This window comes from Pseudomonas sp. S3E17 (assembly GCF_024168685.1).
In the GTDB taxonomy this organism is placed as follows: domain Bacteria; phylum Pseudomonadota; class Gammaproteobacteria; order Pseudomonadales; family Pseudomonadaceae; genus Aquipseudomonas; species Aquipseudomonas marginalis.
The window spans coordinates 6,497,539-6,512,163 of record NZ_JALJWE010000001.1; the positions used below are offsets into that span (position 1 = coordinate 6,497,539).

Consider the following 14,625-nt stretch of genomic DNA (forward strand, 5'->3'; position numbering starts at 1 on the left):
TGAAACCCCTGGCGGATGGGAGTACCGTCTGCGCCTTAGAAGGGCACCTCTGCTTTACAGTTGTGCATGGGGAAAATCCCATTGCGTTGTAGTACAGAGAGGCTAGAAAGCGAATCCAGTACGTGAGCCCGGCCATTGCCGAGCCACCTACGCCAACCTAATTCTGGCGCCGTTTGCCCACATGCAAAAAACCAGTGCCACGCTGCTGATAATCGATGACGACGAAGTAGTGCGCGCGAGCCTCGCGGCCTATTTGGAAGACAGTGGCTTCAGCGTCCTGCAGGCCAGTAATGGCCAACAGGGTCTCCAGGTATTCGAGCGCGACCAGCCCGACCTCGTGATCTGCGACCTGCGCATGCCCCAGATGGGCGGCCTGGAGCTGATTCGCCAGGTGACCGAGCTTGCCCCGCAGACGCCGGTGATTGTCGTGTCCGGTGCCGGCGTCATGAACGATGCCGTGGAAGCGTTGCGTCTGGGCGCTGCCGACTACCTGATCAAGCCCCTCGAAGACCTGGCGGTACTGGAGCACTCTGTGCGTCGCGCCTTGGATCGTGCGCGCCTGCTGGTCGAGAACCAGCGCTACCGCGAAAAGCTCGAAACCGCCAACCGCGAACTCGAAGCCAGCCTTAACCTGCTTCAGGAAGACCAGAACGCCGGTCGCCAGGTGCAGATGAACATGCTGCCGGTCAGCCCCTGGACCATAGATGAATTCCAGTTTGCTCACCAGATCATCCCGTCGTTGTACCTGTCGGGCGATTTTGTCGATTATTTCCGCGTAGACGAGCGGCGTGTCGCGTTCTACCTGGCCGATGTCTCCGGCCATGGTGCTTCCTCTGCTTTTGTCACCGTGTTGTTGAAGTTCATGACCACACGGCTGTTGTTCGAATCCAAGCGTAATGGCACCTTGCCGGAGTTTACTCCCTCCGAGGTGCTGGGCCACATCAACCGAGGCCTGATCAGCTGCAAGCTGGGCAAGCACGTGACGATGGTGGGCGGCGTGATTGATGAAGAAACCGGTCTTTTGACCTACAGCATCGGCGGCCACCTGCCGATGCCTGTTTTATACACTCCCGACAGTGTGCGTTACCTGGAAGGGCGTGGTCTGCCCGTAGGCTTGTTCAATGAAGCTACTTACGAAGACCACATCCTGGAGCTGCCGCCGACGTTCAGCCTGACGCTGATGTCCGATGGCATCCTGGATCTTCTTCCAGAGCCTACACTCAAAGAGAAAGAAGCCGCCTTGCCCCAGAAGGTCAAGTCGGCGGGCGGCAGCCTGGATGGCCTGCGGCAGGTTTTTGGATTGGCCACGCTAGGGGAGATGCCGGATGATATCGCCCTATTGGTGTTGAGCAGGAATCTTTGATGAGTACCGGAAGAATCCAATTCGCCGAGCAAGACGGGACCTTCGTCCTGAAGTTTGTCGGTGAAGTGCGCCTGACCTTGTGTTCGGCGCTGGATGCGACGATTGAGCGGATTTTCACGGCGTTGAATTTCTCGGCGATCGTGATCGATCTGACCGAAACCCGCAGCATCGATAGCACCACCCTTGGGCTGTTGGCCAAGTTGTCCATTCTGTCCCGGCAGAAGGTTGGCCTGTTGCCGACTGTCGTCACCACCCATGAAGACATCACCCGTCTGTTGCAGTCCATGGGCTTCGACCAGGTGTTCAACATCGTTGATCGCCCGATCCCTTGCCCGGAATGCCTCACCGACCTGCCGTCCCAGGACCAGTCCGAGGAAATCGTACGGGTCAAGGTGCTGGAAGCGCACAAGATCCTGATGGGCCTGAACGAGTCCAACCGCGAAGCTTTCCACGACCTCGTCAATGCCCTCGAGCGTCACTGATCCGTCTGTCGAACACATGCCAATTGTGGGAGCAAACCCCTTCCCACAGTTGAACTGAGATCGGCTTGAGACAAAAAAAGGGCGGTAACCTCACAGGTACCGCCCTTTTTGCCGCCTCCGCCGTTTACAGCTTGGCAGACAACAGTGCCTCAAGCTTCTCCTGGTCCCGGGCAAACTGACGAATCCCCTCCGCCAGCTTCTCAGTCGCCATCGCATCCTCGTTGGACTCCCAACGGAACTGCGCTTCAGTCAGATGCACTCGCGCTTCCCCGGCGTGCCCTGGCGACAACTTGCGCTCCAGCTTGCCGTCATCCGCCGCGAGTTTCTCCAGCAGGTCCGGGCTGATGGTCAGGCGATCACAGCCGGCCAGTTCTTCAATCTGGCTCAGGTTGCGGAAACTCGCACCCATCACCACGGTCTTGTAGCCATTAGCCTTGTAGTAGTTGTAGATGCGCGTCACCGACTGCACGCCCGGATCATCAGCGCCGGTGTAGTCGTTGCCATTGGCTTTCTTGTACCAGTCGTAGATACGGCCTACGAACGGTGAAATCAGGAACACGCCGGCCTCTGCACACGCTACCGCCTGGGCAAACGAGAACAGCAGGGTCAGGTTGGTCTGGATGCCTTCTTTTTCCAGCTTCTCCGCCGCGCGGATGCCTTCCCAGGTGGACGCGATCTTGATCAGCACGCGGTCACGGCTAACCCCGGCTTTGTCGTACAGGTCGATCAGACGGTGCGCACGCTTGAGTACGGCGTCAGTGTCGAACGACAGGCGGGCATCCACCTCGGTGGAGATGCGCCCTGGCACAACCTTAAGGATCTCCTGGCCCACGGCCACTGCGAAACGGTCGCTGGCCAAGCCGACATCACCGTTGCAGTCCTGCACGCACTCATCCAGCAGCTTGGCATAGCCCGGGATCGACGCGGCCTTGAGCAGCAGGGAAGGGTTGGTAGTGGCGTCTTGGGGCTTGAGCTTGGCGAGGGTGGAAAAATCGCCGGTATCGGCTACGACAGTGGTGAATTGCTTGAGTTGTTCCAGCTTGGAAGTCATGGGCGTGCTCTGTCCTATGGGTCTGATGACATTACCCGAGCGCTGGCAGGCGCTCAAGGGCGCAAATGCGTTCGATCGTTTGCGAGGGCAACAACCTGAAAACAGCCGTTTGAATGCCCGGCCGTACTAATCAATAGGAGGCCAGAACGGCCGACAGGTTCAACCCGACTGCCCGATGACACTAGGATAGCGCTTCATGCCAACTGACCCCCTGCACGCTATCCAATCAACGCCCTTCCAACAAAGCCCCAGCCTGATCCAACAATGCCAGCGGATCCGCAGCCTTATGAATATCCACCGACAACAACTGCCTGAATCTGCGTGCCCCAGGGAAACCGGTGCCCAACCCCAGCACATGCCGCGTAATGTGATGCATCGTCCCGCCAGTCGCCAAATGCTCAGCAATATAAGGCCGCAGTTGCGCCAACGCCTCAGCCCGACTGATCACCGGCGCTTCACTGCCAAACAACTGCTGATCCACCTCCGCCAGCAGGTATGGATTGTGATAAGCCTCCCGGCCCAGCATCACCCCATCAAACGTCTGCAAATGCTCATGGCACTGCTCCAGCGTCTTGATGCCGCCGTTGAGAATAATCTCCAACTCCGGGAAATCCTGCTTCAACTGCGCCGCCACGTCATAACGCAACGGCGGAATGTCGCGGTTCTCCTTAGGCGATAACCCCTCCAGAATCGCAATCCGCGCATGCACGGTAAAACTGGTGCAGCCGGCATCCTTCACCGTTCCGACGAAATCACACAGCTCGGCGTAGCTATCCCGACCATTGATCCCGATACGGTGCTTCACCGTCACCGGAATCGACACCGCATCACGCATCGCCTTCACACAATCGGCCACCAGGGCCGGGTGAGCCATCAGGATCGCGCCGATCATGTTGTTCTGCACCCGGTCGCTGGGGCAGCCGACGTTCAGGTTCACTTCGCCGTAACCGGCAGCCTCGGCCATACGGGCACAGACGGCCAGGTCAGCGGGGACACTGCCGCCGAGCTGGAGCGCCAGAGGGTGCTCGGCTTCGTTATGGCGCAGGAAGCGGTCGTGGTCGCCGTGGAGGATTGCGCCAGTAGTGACCATCTCGGTGTAGAGCAGGGCGTGCTTGGAGAGCAGGCGCAGGAAGAACCGGCAGTGGCGGTCGGTCCAATCCATCATGGGTGCAACGCTAAAGCGCCGAGACAGTGCGGGGCTTGATTCTGCTGGGCTAAAGCTCTGTTTATCTAGCATTTTACTCAACGTGTTCTTGACGAGTTTTAGGGCGTTTTCAGGCGTTTTTTTGGAGGCTCGGTGGTACGAGGTACCACCTCAAAACTGACGCGTACCACTTTTGAAATGGCGACTATCAGGGCAAGAAAACTGGCGGATGGGACTGTGAGCTACACGGCTCAAATCCGCATCAAACGCGACGGAGTGCAAGTCTACCAAGAGAGCCAGACCTTCGCCCGGAAACAGGCCGCCCAGGCGTGGACGCGCAAGCGTGAATCGGAGCTGGACCAGCCTGGTGCGATCGAGCGGGCCAGTCGGAAGCGCTTTGTGTTCTGCGGGTTTCGCGCCATTACCCTGGGGCTCGCAAACGAACCGATGCCGCTTTCGGTTGGACGCAGTCAGGGCCTCGGTAAGGCCTGGCACTACGGCGGCGCATTGCTCGTACCGGTGGGCGCTGGGTTTGGGAGTGGTCTTGGGTTTTACCGAGGGTGGTTTTCAGCTCGACCAGGTCTTTGCTGAGCTGCTCAAGCTTGGTGTTCAGTTCGCCGGAGAATTTCTTCTCGGCAGCCAGTTGATCGGGCAGATCCTTGACGTGATCGGCAATCGCTTCGACGGCCTGGCCGATTTGGGCGAATTCGGCGTCGTCCTTCGCCTGTTTGCCGCCGAGCAGCGCCTGCACCTTGCTGAAGAGCTGGGCGCCGAGGCTGGGTTTGTCCTCGATTTCCTCAAACTGCAACTCGGTTTCCACTGCCTCGGTGAACATCGATGTCGCGGAGTAATGACGGTCTTTGAATGGGCTGGATTCTGGCTTCTGCGCCGAGAAAGACAGTACATCGGTGCCCAGGCTGGCCGGGGAGTCGGTCACCGCAAGGCCAACGATGTATGCCTCGCCGGTATCCGAGAAGCTGTCGTCGATTTCGATCGAGGTGTAAATCTTCTGCTTGGCCTTGTTCATGGCGATCAGATCGGGCGTCGGCTCGACCTGGGCGAACAGGGCCAGCTTCTTCTAGCCGTTGATTTCAACTTCTTCGGTCTTGACAGCGAGCACGTCACCGTAGGCCTTGAAAGGGCTGTCGGGCAGCAGGCTACGGAAGTGCTCCAGCCAGATGCGAGCACCATAGGTGGCTGGATTGAAGTTCGGGTATGGCGATGCACAAGAAGTGGCGCAAAACCTACTTCTCGACGTATCCCATGGGGCGCTCCAGCAGGGGAGGTTCTGCGAAGACCGGCTTTGGCGACAGATCGTCACCATCCTCGACGCGGAGCAGGGCGGTTGCGACCTATTCGATATTGAAGAACTGCGGCGGGAGTACAGCCCGGAAGCGTTCGCCAACCTGCTCATGTGCGAATTCGTCGACGACGGCGCGAGCATTTTTCCGCTGACGGTGTTGCAGCCGTGCATGGTCGACAGCTGGGTCGAGTGGGCTGAGGACTACAAGCCTTTTGCGATGCGGCCGTTCGGCGACCGTCAGGTGTGGGTGGGGTATGACCCGGCGGAAACCGGCGATTGCTCGGGCCTGGTGGTGGTCGCGCCGCCTCTGGTACCAGGGGGTAAGTTCCGGGTGCTGGAGCGTCACCAATTCCGAGGCATGGACTTCGCGGCGCAGGCCAGCGTGATAAAAGGCGTCTGCGACCGCTACTGGGTGACGTACATCGGGATCGATGTCACCGGTCTGGGCAGCGGCGTGGCGCAGCTGGTGCGCCAATTCTTCCCCAATGTCACCACGTTCAGCTATTCGCCTGAGGTCAAAACCCGCCTGGTGCTGAAGGCCTACGACGTGATCCACCGTGGCCGGTTGGAGTTCGACGCCGGCTGGACCGACATGGCGCAATCGCTTATGGCGATTCGCAAGACCATCACCGCAGGCGGTCGCCAATTCACCTACACCGCCGGCCGCAACGACAACACCGGCCACGCCGACCTGGCATGGGCGCTCTTTCACGCATTGCACAACGAACCGCTGGAGGGGCAGACCACTGCCAATACCGGGCGGATGGAGATTTTTTGATGTCGAACCGCCGCAGAAATACCAAGCAAGTGGCCCAGGCTTCCACGGTTTCAACGCAGGAATTTATTCCGCGCAGTGACAGCAAGATGGATGCGTTCAGCTTCGGCGATCCGTCGCCAGTGTTGAGTGGCCGCGAGGTGTTTGATTATCTGGAGTGCTGGTTTAACGGGCGGTGGTACGAGCCGCCGCTGTCGCTGGACGGTCTGGCACGGTCTGTAGGTTCCAGCGTGCACCTTCACTCGGGGCTGATGTTCAAGCGCAATTTGCTGAGCAAAACCTTCATTCCACACCGGCTGCTGTCGCGGGCAGCGTTCGAACAGTTCGCCCTGGACTTCCTGTGTCTGGGTAACGGCTATCTGGAAGGAAGGCGCTCGATGCTCGGCCCAGTACGCGAGCTGGTACCGCCGTTAGCGAAGTACATGCGCTCGGGCAAAGACGGCCGGCAGTTCATGGTCCAGGGCTGGAAGGAAGAGCACGAATTTGAACCGGGCACCGTTTTTCACCTGCGGGAAGCGGATCTGCACCAGGAGGTGTACGGCCTGCCCGAGTGGATCAGCGCTTTGCAGTCGGCGTTGCTGAATGAATCGGCCACGCTGTTTCGCCGCAAGTATTACGAGAACGGCAGCCATGCCGGCTTCATCCTCTACATGACCGATGCCGCCCAGAACGAAGCGGACGTCGATTCACTGCGCAAGGCGCTGAAAGACTCCAAGGGGCCTGGCAACTTCCGCAATCTGTTCGTGTATTCGCCGAACGGCAAAAAGGACGGGCTGCAGATCATCCCGGTCAGCGAAGTGACGGCCAAGGACGAATTCAACTCGATCAAAAACCAGACCCGCGACGACGTGCTGGCCAGCTTGCGCATTCCGCCGCAACTAATGGGCATCGTGCCGCAGAACGCGGGTGGGTTTGGGTCGATCAGGGAGGCGGCGCAGATTTATGCGGCCAATGAGCTGGAGCCGATTCAGGCGCGTATGGCGCAGGTGAATGACTGGCTTGGAGAGGAGGTTGTGCGGTTCAAACCCTATGAAATTCCCGCGGGAGCCTAAATAGCTCTGCGGAGTAACCGGTGCGTCAACACCGGTCATATTTAGGAGCTCGTGAACCTTGCTTTGCGTTGTTAGACGAGCGGGCTGAAGAGGCTCCCAGCGCTGCTCTAAAAAAGGAAAAACCGTTAGTTTGGCTACAGAGTAATGCTCAATTACGGAGAGTTATTTTTAGTGCTGTTTTAATGGCCTGGTGTCTAGCTACTGGAATAGCCAAACTTACCGATTTTCTGAGGTTTGGTAGTGCTGCTCCTTTTATGTGGTCAGCAAAAAAACATAACAGTAATAAGTTTAATCCCGTAATAGTGGACTTTTCTCTTGTGCTCCATGCCCCAAGGTCAGCAGGGGAGTTTAAATTCAAACCTGTAACAATTCCATCGCGAGACATTCGAAATGCTCTTGCAGAGCCGTGGACTGCTTTTGATAAAGTTGCATATTCTGATTTTAGGACGTCTATACCCGTTATGGAATCATCTAGATGCGAAATTTTTGGATGGCGTAGCAAGTAAGATATGGTTTCACTAAAGCCTAATTTATGGTCGCCGGTGGACCACTGTTGCAGTTCCACTGGGTGTTCGCAGTAATAGAGCCCAAATACTGTGTTCTCAATGAGGCTTCTAAGTGACATTAATGACACACGCCAAGCTCCTTGGCGAGCCAGAGCGTGTGACATTAATGCGTCGTTATGCGCCTCTCGAAAAAATTCCTCTGCATCAGAACTAAGCACGTCACAAAAAAGCTCTGACCGCCAAGCTTGTAAAGAAACGAGCCGGTTGTAGCTGGCTGCGTACTTATTCTTGAAGCCATCAAGTTCTTGAAGCGTTGACTCAACAGCAGCACGAGTTGCAACGAAGCTACGCTCGAAATTGGCAGATACCTCTAATTTGAACTGTTCCATTATTTCAATAACAGGTTAAGTGCGTTAGCAAGTTCAGTAGATTCCGAAACGTTTTTCTTGGAACCAGTTCTGAGTAAATTCTCACGGGCATTGGGGTTCGCTGCAAGATAGTTCAGTATTTTCCCTACGATATCTCGATTTGCATCGCGAGAACGAATCTCAATGTCAATATCATATTCCTTCATTAGCGACAGCCATTGAGATTTATTGACATCGTTGAGCTTGACTAAAGTATAAAGCGCAGCCGGGATGTCACTTTCTTTTAAATTTGATGATTTGGGCATAGGTGCCGGTCTGCTTAGCATAGACCAGTCTTCTATGTCGACGTCTGGGCCGGATTTCAATATTTTTGAAAGTGCCAGTAACGCCTTTGAGAGTTCGTGCGCCTTCATTAAATAACTCCCGAATTTTTTAGCAGTGTCCTACAAACCTTGTCGAATTCTTGGGTGGATATGTCATCTTTAGAATCAAATATCGAAATTTGCTTTTGTGCACAGGCACTTACTGCTACGCGCTCAGATATTTTTGATGTCAATACTGATTTTTTGAATTGCGTTCTTAGAGTCGCTTCTGTTTCCGCCCTATGAAGCGCTGGGCGACCGACTCTAGAAATAACAATACCGATGTTTTCCAGCGTATGTTCTAGGTCAGTGCAAAACTCTTGGACCCGCTTGAGTAGTAGACCCACACCAATAGCTGAAAGGAAGTCCAAAGACACAGGTACTACGTAGTGGGTACTTATGGCCAGTGCGTTCTGGGTTGGAATTGTGAGGTTAGGTGGGCAATCGCATATCACCACATCGTACTCCTCTATCACGTCCTTGAGTGCCCTTCTCAATCGAGTCTCACGTGAAGTGGCACCAGCAAGGTCTAGATCAACGGTGAACAAATCGATATGGGACGGGATGAGGTCAACGTTCCGAAACACATCGTGAAAAATAGTTTGATGCGCGTCTTTGACTGAACCGTCGGCAGAGGTGTGTTTTCTAGCGCCCAGGAGATCGGCTACCGAACCGTTATCACGCACGTGTTTCTGCCATGCGGCTACACCCACTGCGGAAAAACTAGCATTTGTTTGCGGATCTAGATCCACAAGGAGGGTCTTTTTACCGAGTAACCCGCAGTATGCGGCTAGATTGACAGCTAAGGCGGTCTTACCCACGCCGCCTTTCAGATTGATGCAAGAGATAACCGCAGCAGCCATTGTCCATTCCTTTGGTGATGTTGATTTTTATCATTACATCACACCCCGCGGTTAAAACCGAGCCCTAGAACACCTTCGTTACATCTCACGATTCGACAGGAAATATTCGGGAGCTAGCGCACCAAATTTGGGGTAATGACGTGCTACAAATTGGGGGGACTGACGTGCTACTTAGCCCGGCGCGCGCCGTCGTCCCCCCACCTCGCCTGCGGGCTAAATGGGTCGTTTTTTCTGCGCACCTGCGGACCATTCGCAGCGGCCCAGGCTGGGGCTCTGCTCGGCGTTGTGAGGAGGTTAAAAGCCTGCGGAACCCTGCGAGGGTAGGTGTATTGGGGGGTGGTGTTGGTGCTGGCTGGACGCTTTTTCAGGAACGGCATCGGAAAAAGGTAATTAGGAAATGTGGTGCAGGGAAGGTGCTTGAGAGCCCCGTGTTCATTGGGTTTCGTCGATTACTTGAGGAAGTTATTTTTAGTAATTCTTCAGGTAATTTTATCATAACTCATTGATTTATAATGGTTTTGACGATTATGGATATTACCTTTAAGAATAGTAATTTCATTACCTATATATTACTCAGATATTACTTTTCCGATTTTGTCTCAAACCCTTCAAAAACAATGGCTGTAGAGATTTTGGCGTATCTCATTACCTAAATTACCTTTTTCCGACGCCTTACCAAAAAAAACGCCACCCCCCTCAAGCGCGGCTCTTCTGCTCGCCCCGCTGCCCACTCATGACGATGACTTACAGACGCTCTCGCGCACATGTCTTTGGGCTGTCCGTGAGTGCTTGTCGGAAGTGCTGGGATTGGAGCGACAAGCAACTGCTACATAGAGAAACCTGTGCTCTGCTCGATGTTTGGGGGGTTGAGCGTAATCGCATGGATATCGTGGAGTTGTTTGGTGCAAGGGTTGTGGGCGTCCTCAATGAGTATTGAGGTGCACCCTCTTTCGCCCACTCCAGCAGCGGAATTTATTCTCCAGGTGTCGGCTCTGATTTGAACGTATCACTCAGGTTGCCGCTGTTTGAAAGCACCATCTCGTCCAGCTCTAACAGGTACCCCACAATACGATGGGCCGGAATGAAGTTCATGACGCCCGTCGATTTCACGGCCAGGGTCAGCATTCCTGCGAACATCCACTGGTCTTCTATAACCGCGATTACAGGGGAACCGCTGAAACCTCTCAGCGAATTGGGATAGCCATCTACAAGGTTAAGGGAAACCATCTCCTCCAGGTTTGGGCTTGCCAGCGTGCCTACCAGATAGGAGAGAGAAGCACTTATACGCTTTTCGGAGTAGTCATACTCTCGATGGTCCTCGCTGTATCCGAAGACGTAGAAGATTTTCGCGTCTTGATAATATTGTGGGGAGATTGTGAACTCTGTGCCCACCCAATACACCCCTTGCTTGATAAGCAGCTCACGTTGAAACGGCGCAACACGTCGGATCAATATGTCGAAGTGTGGCTCGTATTCGGGGCGGAAAACGGCCTGAAGGTCGAAGATGAGCGAGTAAGCGGCGTCTCGAATAAGAATCGTAAAGTCGTCACTTTTCGCCCTCTGGCTATCCAATACGTGCTGGGCAGAGACCACGAATAGCTGTTCGTTATGTTCCAGGATGAACGCAGTGCCTACTCCATGATACGGATGCTCTTCGTCCGGATAATGAAGAATCACAGGATGTACTTGACCATTCAGCTGTCGCCAAACCTGTTTGATTTCTAGCCAAATTGGGTTGTCCTTCACTGAGCCTCCTTAGCATTTTGGTCCGCGTGCCAGCGGAAAAGAGGGGACGTGTGACGATAGCTGAAGTTTAGAGAGGTACATAAATGGTACGCATTTTTTTGGAGGCTCGCATAGGCTCTGGATTTACTGGCTATTTTCGTTAGTGCGGCCAATCCATCAGCGATACGTAAATTGCTTCGGCGCGATACTGGCGGCGAGCCATATCGGACGGATGACTACCGTCAGTTTCTCTGGGACGTTCTACTCTTAGTTCAAGAAATTAACCCTAGTGCGAAAACCAGCTACATATTTAGTTAGTTGCTGTGTCGGTCAGGCGCAGAGTTTTCCAAAATGGAGAAAACCAGCGCCTATGTTTGAATTAAACAGGTGTACTATTTTTAGAGTTGGTCGTCTTTGTGGATACTTCTAGCTTTTTAATCAGTTCCATAAGTATTTCATGAGTGTTTATTGGGTACGGATCACTACCAGCTTTGGAGAAGTCCTTCCCGCTGAAAATCCTTGAAGCGATGGCAGCTTTAATCTTGTGTCGCTCATCCTCGGGGAGGGAAGCAAGGAACGGCGAAACGGCTTTCATGTCCAGCGAGGTTTGCTGGTGCTGATACTGCTGCTCTCTATGTTTGGCAGACTCTCTCGCAAGGTATGCGGCTGGTATCGAAAGCAAGAATACCAAACTGACGCGACTCAGGAACCTTGGCCATTCAAACTCGCTGGAAATAGTTGCTGCGACTGCGCTGCCCAGAACCACCACAATGAGTGCCATACACGCTAGAGCACCATATCTCAGCCAATCTGCCATCACCTTCTCATCGGCAGCGCTTTTTTCATAGTCGCCAGCAATTGCTCGACCTGAAACATGACCAAGAATATCGTTGATTTCCGATTTAGAACTTTCTATGCCTTCTACACCTTCAGCATATAAAGCTATGACTTTATTGATCTCATTCTGCGCTTCTTGCTCTAGAAACTGGATTCTTTTTTCGAGCGCGACGATACGTATTTCGTTCTCGTTTAGTAGTTTCTTTATTCGGTCGTCATGAGAAATGTGCTCAGTTGGTGCAAATCTGTTTCTGATAAATTTGTTTAGAGTTTCGCAGTCTAAATCTAGAAGCTTTCCAGCTTTCTTAATTCTATCATTCGGAATTTCCCGAGCTTTTTCAGCTAACTCTTGCCCAAAAATACTAGTCAATTTGGCATTCTTAAGCGCCTCGTCTGTGTTGCCAATATCTAAATTTTTCTCAAAGCTCAAAAGGTTGTTTGTTATTGCGGAAAAGAGGCTTTTTAAATCGTCGGCTTCAAGTTCTTCACCGAATAACGACTTCAGGCTTTGAAAAGACTGGATGACTGTTTTGACTTGTATTTCTATGTCTTCGAACATGACTGCTCACTGGTTAATGGAGTAGGAAGGTCGGCAGCCTTTTGAGGTGGCCAGAAGCTACTACATTAATGAGTTTCTTGCTAGAAGGGGCGCGCCTATCCTTGCGGTCTTATGAAAAAACAGGCACGAACTTCGCGAGAGTGGCCCGATCAATCAGCACATCAGCTCACGCATGGGCGATGCTCGGCCTTGTTGCAGCCAGCTTGAAAGGGGGAGCGCTTCGATGTGCAAGAAGGTAGGTGTTGGTACGAAAGTGGTACACGCATGCGGATGCGGTGCTGCAACGCCAGTTCTAGAATGTCTGTAGCCTTAGGTGTTCCAATCCATCATCGGGGCGACGGAAAAGCGGCAGGATAGAGGAGCGGTTTGTAGGGGCATTGGGGATCTGAATCAACGTGGCGAATGGTGGGCAGTTTATCAGGGATGGATCCAGGGTGTGGGAGAGGCTTGTTTTGTGCCATTCACCACTTCGAGCGCGGACGTTGCCGTGTGTGGAATATGCCGAGGATTTGCAGACGATCTCCGCGAACCCGATACGGGATCAGGTAGGACCAGTTGGGTACTGCCCATTCACGGGTGTGTTTGACCCGGCCTTCACGACCCATGGTAGGGAACAGAGCCAGTTTGTCGATGCTGGCGAAAATGGCATCGGAGAAGTCATCAGCGGCCTTTGGGTTTTAAGGGCAATGTAATTGGCTTCGTCTTCAAGATTTTTGAGTGCTTTTTCAAGCCACTCGACCCGCATTCCTACTCCAGCGCCTAGCGCGCATGGCTGACACTTGGTCATCAGTGGCGAATTTGTCTTGGTCGGCTTCTTTTACTGCCAGCTCGATTTGAGCGGTCAGCGTTTTTTCGTGTTCGATGTAGTCGCGAAGAACGTCCATAACCAGGTAGCTCGCCGTTTGGCCGTTGGTTTTGGCCAGGTCGGCTAGGTCTTCCGGCGGGTTTAGGGATATTCCAGTCATGGCGGCCTCGATGTGGAAGGTTGATCGTAGAGTGCGGGCTTGAATCGTCAGGTCGTCGGCGTAGCTGATTTGGGCTATTTGTTGACTCAGTCTGTAGAAGCCTTCGGTCTACTCGCCGATCTGGCAGGGGGTAATGGAAATTGAACATAAATAAGTCCGTCCCCTTAGTGGTCGGAGACCTATTACCAGGTGCGCGGCTGGAAGGATGAACACGAATTCGCCCCTGGATCGATCTGCCACCTGCGCGAAGCCGTTATCAAGAAGCCGTTATCAATCAGTAGATCTAGGGCACTGCGCTGAAGAACTCCAAAGTGCCTGGCAACTTCCCAAATAGCTGGGTCAGACCACGATACCCTTCTCTCAGTCCACTATGCTTTCCGGGAAATTTCCCACACTTTTCTCGGCTTGCCCCTCAGACCTCCCCTAGCTAACCTCCTCAAGCCGCTGCCAACCCAGCGGCCGGATGTGGAAGTCCGTACCAAGCTAAGACGCAATCGCCCATAAACCGCTACCGGCGTTTTTTTACGCCTGTATTATGTGTTTCGGCGGCTGTGCGCGGGGCACTTCGGTGCGCCGGGTCCTTAGCCCTGGTCTTCCACACCTGCGTACAGCTGCCACCCTCATGTGGAAGTGAGTTTGGCAGTTCCTGAATAGTTAAGGAGCTTCGCCATGTACAAAGTCACACCTAACCCGCCTCATGCTTCAAACGCTGCACCAGTCGAACAATCCACTGCCAATGTCTTCCTCGTCAGCCCCAACGTCGACACCGAAACCCTACTAGCCAACGCCGCCGAAAACCTTGCATCCGCCAATCAAATGACGGCAACCCTGGCGTTCGACCTCGACGAATCCCAGCGCTCCATCGCTTTGGGCATTCAGCAACTGATCGAGTTGAGCTCTCTGCTTGTCGACCGAGCTCAAGAGCAAGTCGACGCGACGTCCAGCACGGCCACAGCCTGACACCCAACCCTGCCGCCTTACCCCAAGAAGGCGGCAACCTGACCCCCCTTTTGGCTCAGCAGTTAGCAGGCTTACTGCGTCGGCAGCGCTCAGAGCAATAACGAACCTACTGCCATAGCCGCGCAAAAACGCTCTAGGTAAATCGCGAGGCCCACTGCAGAACATACGCATCATAATGATAGCTATACGCTATCATGGCGGTGCGTATTGCTAACTGGATGACCTTTCTGCGTCGACGTATCGTCAAGGCATCAAGCGTAATGGGCTGGTAGTACCGTTCGCGTCTTCCAAATCAACAAAGGCCTGTACA

The 14,625-nt window shown here is 53.9% G+C and carries 12 protein-coding genes and 4 pseudogenes; 6 read left to right on the top strand and 10 right to left on the bottom strand.

Features of this window, described 5'->3' with window-relative positions:
• The first annotated feature begins 181 nt into the window (after positions 1 to 181).
• A complete protein-coding gene (gene rssB, locus J3D60_RS29515; RefSeq protein WP_027604216.1) occupies positions 182 to 1,363 on the top strand; it encodes a two-component system response regulator RssB in 1,182 nt (393 codons plus the stop codon).
• A complete protein-coding gene (gene rssC, locus J3D60_RS29520; protein WP_010212025.1) occupies positions 1,363 to 1,845 on the top strand; it encodes an anti-sigma factor antagonist RssC in 483 nt (160 codons plus the stop codon). The genes rssB and rssC overlap by 1 nt, the downstream gene beginning before the upstream one ends.
• Before the next feature lie 124 nt (positions 1,846 to 1,969).
• Here the strand turns inward: rssC and tal are convergent, their stop codons facing one another.
• Both tal and dusA read right to left on the bottom strand, forming a co-directional pair.
• On the bottom strand, positions 1,970 to 2,896 hold the full coding sequence (gene tal / locus J3D60_RS29525; protein ID WP_027604215.1) for a transaldolase: 927 nt from the start codon (positions 2,894 to 2,896) through the stop codon (positions 1,970 to 1,972).
• A gap of 226 nt (positions 2,897 to 3,122) precedes the next feature.
• Complete coding sequence (gene dusA / locus J3D60_RS29530; protein ID WP_253493701.1) at positions 3,123 to 4,133, bottom strand: tRNA dihydrouridine(20/20a) synthase DusA; 1,011 nt, start codon at positions 4,131 to 4,133, stop codon at positions 3,123 to 3,125.
• Positions 4,134 to 4,238: 105 nt separating this feature from the next.
• Between dusA and J3D60_RS29535 the strand changes: the two are divergent.
• Positions 4,239 to 4,430, top strand: a pseudogene (locus tag J3D60_RS29535) (site-specific integrase); the annotation flags it as partial.
• Between the two features lie 31 nt (positions 4,431 to 4,461).
• Here the strand turns inward: J3D60_RS29535 and J3D60_RS29540 are convergent.
• Positions 4,462 to 5,250: pseudogene (locus tag J3D60_RS29540) on the bottom strand (GPO family capsid scaffolding protein); the annotation flags it as partial.
• A 25-nt stretch (positions 5,251 to 5,275) separates the two neighbouring features.
• On the opposite strand from J3D60_RS29540, the pseudogene J3D60_RS29545 reads away from it, so the two are divergent.
• Positions 5,276 to 6,121, top strand: a pseudogene (locus tag J3D60_RS29545) (terminase family protein); the annotation flags it as partial.
• Positions 6,121 to 7,170: a phage portal protein gene (locus J3D60_RS29550; protein WP_253493703.1), complete on the top strand. Its 1,050-nt coding sequence runs from the start codon at positions 6,121 to 6,123 to the stop codon at positions 7,168 to 7,170. The pseudogene J3D60_RS29545 and the gene J3D60_RS29550, both read left to right, overlap by 1 nt.
• A 148-nt stretch (positions 7,171 to 7,318) precedes the next feature.
• Here J3D60_RS29550 and J3D60_RS29555 read toward each other — a convergent pair whose 3' ends face one another.
• From J3D60_RS29555 to J3D60_RS29585, 7 genes and pseudogenes are all read right to left on the bottom strand, one after another.
• Positions 7,319 to 8,065: a hypothetical protein gene (locus J3D60_RS29555; RefSeq protein ID WP_253493704.1), complete on the bottom strand. Its 747-nt coding sequence runs from the start codon at positions 8,063 to 8,065 to the stop codon at positions 7,319 to 7,321.
• Positions 8,065 to 8,457: a hypothetical protein gene (locus J3D60_RS29560; protein WP_253493705.1), complete on the bottom strand. Its 393-nt coding sequence runs from the start codon at positions 8,455 to 8,457 to the stop codon at positions 8,065 to 8,067. Before J3D60_RS29560 ends, J3D60_RS29555 begins: the two co-directional genes overlap by 1 nt.
• Positions 8,457 to 9,269 (bottom strand): ParA family protein, encoded by an 813-nt coding sequence (locus tag J3D60_RS29565; protein WP_253493706.1) that lies wholly within the window; start codon positions 9,267 to 9,269, stop codon positions 8,457 to 8,459. The genes J3D60_RS29560 and J3D60_RS29565 overlap by 1 nt, the downstream gene beginning before the upstream one ends.
• Before the next feature lie 972 nt (positions 9,270 to 10,241).
• Positions 10,242 to 11,015 carry a hypothetical protein gene (locus J3D60_RS29570; protein ID WP_253493707.1) on the bottom strand — a complete coding sequence of 258 codons (774 nt, stop codon included), beginning with the start codon at positions 11,013 to 11,015 and terminating at the stop codon, positions 10,242 to 10,244.
• Between the two features lie 358 nt (positions 11,016 to 11,373).
• Positions 11,374 to 12,390, bottom strand: coding sequence for a hypothetical protein (locus tag J3D60_RS29575; protein ID WP_253493708.1), 1,017 nt, complete (start codon positions 12,388 to 12,390; stop codon positions 11,374 to 11,376).
• A gap of 461 nt (positions 12,391 to 12,851) precedes the next feature.
• Positions 12,852 to 13,135, bottom strand: a pseudogene (locus J3D60_RS29580) (type II toxin-antitoxin system RelE/ParE family toxin).
• The gene (locus J3D60_RS29585; protein ID WP_253493710.1) at positions 13,116 to 13,355 is read right to left on the bottom strand and encodes a CopG family transcriptional regulator; all 240 of its coding nucleotides are present in this window, start codon (positions 13,353 to 13,355) and stop codon (positions 13,116 to 13,118) included. Before J3D60_RS29585 ends, J3D60_RS29580 begins: the two are co-directional and overlap by 20 nt.
• Before the next feature lie 669 nt (positions 13,356 to 14,024).
• On the opposite strand from J3D60_RS29585, the gene J3D60_RS29590 reads away from it, so the two are divergent.
• Positions 14,025 to 14,315, top strand: coding sequence for a DUF6124 family protein (locus J3D60_RS29590; protein ID WP_253493713.1), 291 nt, complete (start codon positions 14,025 to 14,027; stop codon positions 14,313 to 14,315).
• The last annotated feature ends 310 nt before the right edge of the window (positions 14,316 to 14,625 follow it).

Coding starts and splice junctions, on each gene's coding strand:
- tal (WP_027604215.1), bottom strand. CDS start 2,896: ATGACTTCCAAGCTGGAACAACTCAAGCAATTCACCACTGTCGTAGCC.
- J3D60_RS29560 (WP_253493705.1), bottom strand. CDS start 8,457: ATGAAGGCGCACGAACTCTCAAAGGCGTTACTGGCACTTTCAAAAATA.
- rssB (WP_027604216.1), top strand. CDS start 182: ATGCAAAAAACCAGTGCCACGCTGCTGATAATCGATGACGACGAAGTA.
- J3D60_RS29555 (WP_253493704.1), bottom strand. CDS start 8,065: ATGGAACAGTTCAAATTAGAGGTATCTGCCAATTTCGAGCGTAGCTTC.
- J3D60_RS29585 (WP_253493710.1), bottom strand. CDS start 13,355: ATGACTGGAATATCCCTAAACCCGCCGGAAGACCTAGCCGACCTGGCC.
- J3D60_RS29565 (WP_253493706.1), bottom strand. CDS start 9,269: ATGGCTGCTGCGGTTATCTCTTGCATCAATCTGAAAGGCGGCGTGGGT.
- J3D60_RS29550 (WP_253493703.1), top strand. CDS start 6,121: ATGTCGAACCGCCGCAGAAATACCAAGCAAGTGGCCCAGGCTTCCACG.
- J3D60_RS29575 (WP_253493708.1), bottom strand. CDS start 12,390: ATGTTCGAAGACATAGAAATACAAGTCAAAACAGTCATCCAGTCTTTT.
- rssC (WP_010212025.1), top strand. CDS start 1,363: ATGAGTACCGGAAGAATCCAATTCGCCGAGCAAGACGGGACCTTCGTC.
- dusA (WP_253493701.1), bottom strand. CDS start 4,133: ATGCTAGATAAACAGAGCTTTAGCCCAGCAGAATCAAGCCCCGCACTG.
- J3D60_RS29590 (WP_253493713.1), top strand. CDS start 14,025: ATGTACAAAGTCACACCTAACCCGCCTCATGCTTCAAACGCTGCACCA.